This window comes from Deinococcus rhizophilus (genome assembly GCF_030271215.1).
Taxonomy (GTDB): domain Bacteria; phylum Deinococcota; class Deinococci; order Deinococcales; family Deinococcaceae; genus Deinococcus; species Deinococcus rhizophilus.
Map to the genome: position 1 here is coordinate 1 of NZ_JASNGB010000185.1, position 5,935 is coordinate 5,935.

7 protein-coding genes are annotated in these 5,935 nt (G+C 70.0%); 2 read left to right on the top strand and 5 right to left on the bottom strand.

Features of this window, described 5'->3' with window-relative positions; genetic code table 11:
• Both QOL99_RS14430 and QOL99_RS14435 read left to right on the top strand, forming a co-directional pair.
• Nucleotides 1–635 (top strand): MFS transporter (locus QOL99_RS14430; RefSeq protein ID WP_285524840.1); only part of this gene is annotated, 635 nt, incomplete at its 5' end.
• 52 nt (nucleotides 636–687) lie between these two features.
• Complete coding sequence (locus QOL99_RS14435; protein ID WP_285524841.1) at nucleotides 688–1,944, top strand: RsmB/NOP family class I SAM-dependent RNA methyltransferase; 1,257 nt, start codon at nucleotides 688–690, stop codon at nucleotides 1,942–1,944.
• Between the two features lie 60 nt (nucleotides 1,945–2,004).
• Here QOL99_RS14435 and deoD read toward each other — a convergent pair whose 3' ends face one another.
• From deoD to QOL99_RS14460, 5 genes are all read right to left on the bottom strand, one after another.
• Nucleotides 2,005–2,712, bottom strand: a complete 708-nt coding sequence (deoD, locus tag QOL99_RS14440; protein ID WP_285524842.1) for a purine-nucleoside phosphorylase — start codon at nucleotides 2,710–2,712, stop codon at nucleotides 2,005–2,007.
• Between the two features lie 61 nt (nucleotides 2,713–2,773).
• Nucleotides 2,774–4,240, bottom strand: coding sequence for a tRNA (N6-isopentenyl adenosine(37)-C2)-methylthiotransferase MiaB (miaB, locus tag QOL99_RS14445; RefSeq protein WP_285524843.1), 1,467 nt, complete (start codon nucleotides 4,238–4,240; stop codon nucleotides 2,774–2,776).
• Nucleotides 4,241–4,437: 197 nt separating this feature from the next.
• Nucleotides 4,438–4,911, bottom strand: coding sequence for a hypothetical protein (locus QOL99_RS14450; RefSeq protein ID WP_285524844.1), 474 nt, complete (start codon nucleotides 4,909–4,911; stop codon nucleotides 4,438–4,440).
• Between the two features lie 95 nt (nucleotides 4,912–5,006).
• Nucleotides 5,007–5,255 (bottom strand): 30S ribosomal protein S16, encoded by a 249-nt coding sequence (rpsP, locus tag QOL99_RS14455; RefSeq protein WP_285524846.1) that lies wholly within the window; start codon nucleotides 5,253–5,255, stop codon nucleotides 5,007–5,009.
• Between the two features lie 280 nt (nucleotides 5,256–5,535).
• The coding region (locus QOL99_RS14460; protein ID WP_285524847.1) for a M23 family metallopeptidase at nucleotides 5,536–5,935 on the bottom strand (400 nt) is incomplete at its 5' end.

Here is a 5,935-nt window from a genome sequence, read left to right on the forward strand (position 1 = left end):
GGGCCGACGCGCCGCCCGCCCCCGCCGGGGAACGGCGTGCCCTGCTGCGGCAGCCGGGCATCCTGCTCTTTCTGGCGGTGAGTGCCCTGTATACCCTGGCGAGCGTGGGCATGGAGCAGACCATCGCCTTTTACGTGCAGGACACCCTGCGCCTGACCCCGGAAGGCACGGCGCGGACGGTCGGGATGATGCTGGCGGTCTTCGGGCTGCTGGCGGCAGCGGTACAGGGCGGGGCGATGCGGCCGCTGAGCCGCAAGTTCGCGCCCGGGCCGCTGATCTCACTGGGGCTGCTGGTGATGGGGGCAGGCATGTTCCTGCTGCCGCTGGGCGAGAGCTTCTGGCCGATCACGGCGGCCCTGGCCGTGGTCGGGGTGGGCAGCGCGGTCCTCGGCCCCAGCCTCAGCGCGGCCCTCTCGCTGAGCGCGGGGGGAGGGCAGCAGGGCGCGGTCGCGGGCCTGAACAGCAGTGCGCTGGCGCTGGGCCGCATGACCGGGCCGCTGATCGGCACCGGGCTGTACCAGGGGGTCAGCCACGCGGCTCCCTATTTCCTGAGCGGCGGCATCCTCCTTGCCCTGCTGCTCTGGACCCTGATCGCCCGGCCCCAGGTGCGCCCGGCCCAGGGCGCGAAGGTCTGACCCTTTCGGCCGGGGCGGAGCGCGAACCCTCCCCCGCTCTATGCTGCCCCCCATGACGGCTCCGCGCCCCACCTTCAATCCGGCCCGTGCGCTGGCCGTTCGCGTCCTGACGCGTGTGCTGGCGGGCGAGACGTTCGCGGCCCCGGCGCTGGACAGTGCGCTGGCCGCTGCCCGGCTGCCCACCCGCGATTCGGGGCTCGCCACCCACATCGTCTACGGCACCCTGCGCCACGCCCCCACGCTGGAAGCGGCCCTCTCGCCCCTGCTGCGCGGCGAGACGCACCCCAAGACGCGGGCGCTGCTGCTGGCGGGGGCCTTTGAAAAGCTGGTGCTGGGCACGCCGCCCCACGCGGTCGTCAGCGAGTACGTGGGGCTGGCGCGGGGGGCACGGCTGGCCCCGTCCGGGCTGGTGAACGCGGTGCTGCGGCGGGTGGAGCTTCCTGCCGGGACGGACGAAACGCGCTTTGCCCTGCCCGGCTGGCTGGCCGAAGTGTTCCGGTCGGCCTACGGCGAGCGGGCCAACGGGGTGATGGCCGACCTGCTCCAGCCTCAGCCCCTCTGGCTCAGCCTCTCGGAAGTCGGGGTGCAGACCCTGGAAGCCGAGGGCAGCGCCGTGGAGCCGGGGCCGAACGGGGTGGACCGGGTGACGCTGGCGCGGCCCCTGCGCGAGAGTGCCGCCTACCGCCAGGGGCAGGCGCAGCCCATCAACCCGGCCAGCCTCGCGGTGGTGGACGCGCTGGGGGAGGTGGCGGGGGCGCGGGTGCTCGACCTCGCCGGGGGAGCAGGCATCAAGGCCGCCATGCTCGCTGCGCGGGGAGCGCAGGTCACCAGTGTGGACGTGGCGGAACGCAAGCACGCCGCCGCCCGACAGAATCTGGCACGGCTGGGGCTGAGCGCCGACTTCGTGACCCATGACCTGACCCGGCCGCTGGACCTCTCACCCGCGCCCCTGGTGCTGCTGGACGCGCCCTGCACGGGGACGGGCACCCTCCGCGCCCATCCCGAGATCAAGCTGCGGCTGACCCCAGAGGCGGTGGGGGAGATGGCGGCCCTCCAGCGGCGGATGCTGCCCCATGCCGCCGCGCTGATCGAGCCGGGCGGCCTGCTGGTCTACAGCGTGTGCAGCGTGACCCCACAGGAGGGGCCGGAGGTCGTGGCCGACTTTCTGGCCGCGCACCTGGAGTTCTCCCCGGAGCCGCTGCCCGACCTGGACTTGCCCACCGTCCCGGCAGGAAGCGGCGTGCTGACGGTCATGCAGGACGGCCTGGACGGGTTTTTCATCGCCCGCTTGCGGCGGAAGCAGGAGTGATGGGAAAGGAGGCGAGCGCGTCGGCATTCGCCTCCCTCCCTGCTTTGGTCAATCCCGGCCTTACAGCCCCAGCGCCGCGTCCAGCGCGACCTCGATCATTCCGTTGAAGGTCAGCTGGCGCTCCTCGGCGGTCGTTTCCTCGCGGGTGACGAGGTGGTCGGAGACGGTCAGGATGGTCAGCGCCCGGACCCCGTGCTTGGCCGCGAGGGTGTACAGCCCGGCCGCCTCCATCTCCACGGCGAGCACGCCGAAGTCGGCCCAGAGTTTGTAATGGTCGAAATCGTCGTGGTAGAAGGTGTCCGAGGACATGATGTTGCCGACGTGGCTGGTAAAGCCCCGCTCCTGCGCGATTCTGTAGGCCCGCAGCAGCAGCTCGAAATCGGCGATGGGCGCGTAGTTCTTGGCCCCGAAGCGGATGTTGTTGATGTTGGAATCGGTGCAGGCCGCCTGCGCCAGCACGAGGTCGCGCACGTGGACGTGCGGCTGGTACGACCCGCAGGTGCCCACCCGGATCAGGTTCTTGCAGCCGTACCCGGTGATCAGCTCGCTGACATAGATCATCGAGGAGGCGATGCCCATGCCGGTGCCCTGCACGCTGACGCGCTGGCCCTTGTAGGTGCCGGTGTAGCCGTGCATGCCGCGCACGGTGTTGTGCAGCTCGGGATTCTCGAAAAAGGTCTCCGCGATGTGCTGGGCTCGGAGGGGGTCGCCGGGCAGCAGCACGGTCTCGGCGATCTGGCCTTCCTTGGCGTTCAGGTGAACGGTCATGGGGGAAGGGTAACAGCAGAAGGGGCCGGGGCTCTGATGCCCCGGCCCCCTCCCCCCGCCCTCACACCATCTGGAGGGGGCTGCTCAGCGCCGCCGCTTCGGGGTTAAAGCGCGGCAGCTCGGGCAGGTCCTGGCCGTCCTCTCCGACAAGGCGGCCATACAGCATGTGCGGCGTGGCGTGCTCGATGCGGGCGCGGTAGAGGCCCGGTCCCGTCGCCCCGAGGGCCTTNCCGACAAGGCGGCCATACAGCATGTGCGGCGTGGCGTGCTCGATGCGGGCGCGGTAGAGGCCCGGTCCCGTCGCCCCGAGGGCCTTGGGCACCACCGTGGGGTGGTTGCCGCGCGTGTGGCCCTCCAGGAAGCCGGTGTCGTGGGCGTCCCCGCGCAGCAGCAGTTCCTGAACGGTGCCCACCTTCTCCGCGTTCTTGCGGGCGCTCCATTCCTTCTGCCGCACGATCAGGCGCTGGAGGCGCTCGGTCTTCAGCTCGCGCGGGAGGTCCTGAAAGTGCTTGTAGCTGGGCGTGCCGGGGCGCGGCGAGTAGATGAACATGTAGGCCGAGTCGTAGCCCACCTCGTCGTAGAGGCTCAGCGTTTCCTGGAAGTCCTCTTCCGTCTCGCCGGGAAAGCCCACGATGATGTCGGTCGCCAGGACCACGTTCGGCAGGTGCCGCTTGATCTCCGCGATGTGCGAGAGGTACTTCTCGCGGGTGTACTCGCGGGCCATCCGGCGCAGCACCCGGTTCGAGCCGCTCTGCACGGGCAGGTGGACGAACTCGCACACGGCGGGCGTCTCGGCCATCGCGGCGGCCACGTCCTCGGTGAAGTTCATGGGGTGGCTGGTCGTGAACTTGACCCGCCGCACGCCGCTTCTCCCCACCATCCGCAGCAGGTCGGCGAAGGAGGGGTAGCCGGCGAGCCTCGCCCCCTGGTCCACCCCATAGGCGTTCACGTTCTGGCCCAGCAGCGTGACCTCCTGCACCCCGGCCCCGAGTTGCAGGTCGAGTTCGCGCAGGATGTCGTCGGGGTGGCGGCTGACCTGCGGCCCGCGCGTGGTGGGCACGATGCAGTAGGTGCAGTGGTGGTCGCAGCCGCGCATGATCGTGAGGTGCGCTTGCAGCTTGCCCTGCGGTGGCGGGGGGATGTGCTCATGCAACTCGTCCTTGAATTGCAGGCCCCAGAAGCGCTCGTTGCTCTCCAGCGCCTTGCCGATGTCGAGCAGGCTCCCCGGCCCCAGTAGCACGTCCACCTCGAACTTGCGGGCGATCTGCTGGCCTTCTTCGAGCTGCGCGAGGCAGCCCATCATGCCCACCACCAGGGGACGCTGCGCCTTTTGCTTGCGCAGGTCACCCAGCACCGAGCGGACCTTGTCCACCGGCTTGCCGCGCACCGCGCAGGTGTTGATCAGGACGAAGTCGGCCTCGTCCACGCTCTGGACCATGTCCGCGCCGAACGAGACGAGTTGCGACTCGACCAGATGGGTGTCGTACTCGTTCATCTGGCAGCCGTAGGTGATCAGGTGTGCCTTCACGTTCTTCTCCTCGGCCTGACGGAGGGATTCCGGGGCCTTCTGCGCACGCCCACGCTGCGCTGAGCGCGAGCCGGGCGCGAGTCTAGCAGGGGCGGGTTCCCCGTCGCTCAGGGCTGGTCCGAGTCTTTCAGGGGACAGGCCGTGCTGTTGGCCACCCGCACGCGGCCCTCGGCCGGGGCGTAGGTGGCGTGGCGGGGTCAGGGACTCTTGGGGGAAGCAGGCGTGGTCGCGGCCCCGACCCCGGCCTCCTGCTTGTCCAGCGTGAGATTGTAGGTCAGCAGTTCGCGGCCCAGCAGCACGGTACGTAGCGTCCCGCTCACCTTGCCCGCCCCGATCTCGGCCCGCAGGGTGCCGCGCAGGTTGTCGCCGCTCTCGTAGAGGTTGACCTCGATGCTGCCGCCCGTCGTCCCCACCCGCTGAAAGGTGCCGCTGACGGCGTAGGCCTTGCGGCTTTCCAGGTTGGTGAGCACGCCCGTCGCGCGGCCCTCGCGCTCCTGCACGCTCAGCAGCAGGCGGTAGGGTACCCGCCCGGTCAGGCCGCTGCCCACCCCCTCGTACACGCCGCCCACGGCCCGTTCCAGGGCCGTACTCGCGGCGATACTCGCTCCCAGCGCGCAGCCGGGAAGCAGCAGGGAGGCGGCCAGCAGGGGCAGCAGGAAGGAGGCACGCATACCGGCGAGCTTAGGCCGTCCTCATGAAGAGGAACTGACGGCGGGGCACGAAAAAAGCTCCCGCGTGGGGAGCTTCCTGAAGTGGCCGGATCGCCTCAGGCGACCTTGACGCCCTGGCTCTTGAGCAGGCGGCGGGCGGTCTGGGTGGGCTGGGCGCCCACGGAGAGCCAGTAGGCGGCGCGCTCGGCGTTCACCTTGAGGTAGGTCTCGGTGGTCTTGCGGGGGTCGTAGTGGCCCAGGTTCTCGATGTAACCGCCGTCGCGGGGGCGGCGGGAATCGGTCACGACAATGCGGTAGTGGGGGTTGTGGGTGGCACCAAAACGGGACAGGCGAATCTTGACCATGACAGAAAACCTCGGGTTGGGGGTGATGAGGGTGGAGCGCCCGCCTAGGTCGCGGGGGTTATGCGCCCGCAGCAGCCAACCGGAAGCGCACCGAAGGAGAGTAGCAGAGGGCGGGGGGCTGTGGGAAGGGGGCCTAGAGCATTTGTCCGAATTCCACCTTGAGAGGAAGGGCATCCCTCACGGCTCCATTTTCTCCTGCGAAGCTTCGCAAGTCCCAAAGCCTCGGTAAAACTCGCTCGCCCCGCTCGGTCAAAAAGAAGGTCTCTTTTTGACAAGTGCTTTAGAAGGGGGGCGGCACGGGTCGGCGCGAATTCCCCGATACCGCGTTGAGCTGGAAGGCCATCCGGCCGGGGCCGAAGATGGGACTGCCGCCCACGGTGCCCAGTGGGGTGCCCGTGCCCACCCGTGCGCCGACCTCCACGGCGGCGTCTTGCAGCCCGAAGTACGCGGTCACGGTCGCCCCGTGGTCGAGCAGCACCACCCACCCCAGGCTGGCGTAGTAGGTCGTGGCGATCACGTTGCCCTCCAGCGAGGCGACCGCCTGGGTGCCCTCGGCGGCTTCCAGCACGCTCCACTGGGCACCGTTCGAGCCGTAGGGCTGGCTGACCCGGCCTCCCGGCAGCGGGAACCCCAGCGGGCCGGGCGAGGCGGGCAGCGGCGTGAGGGCCTGCGCGGTCACG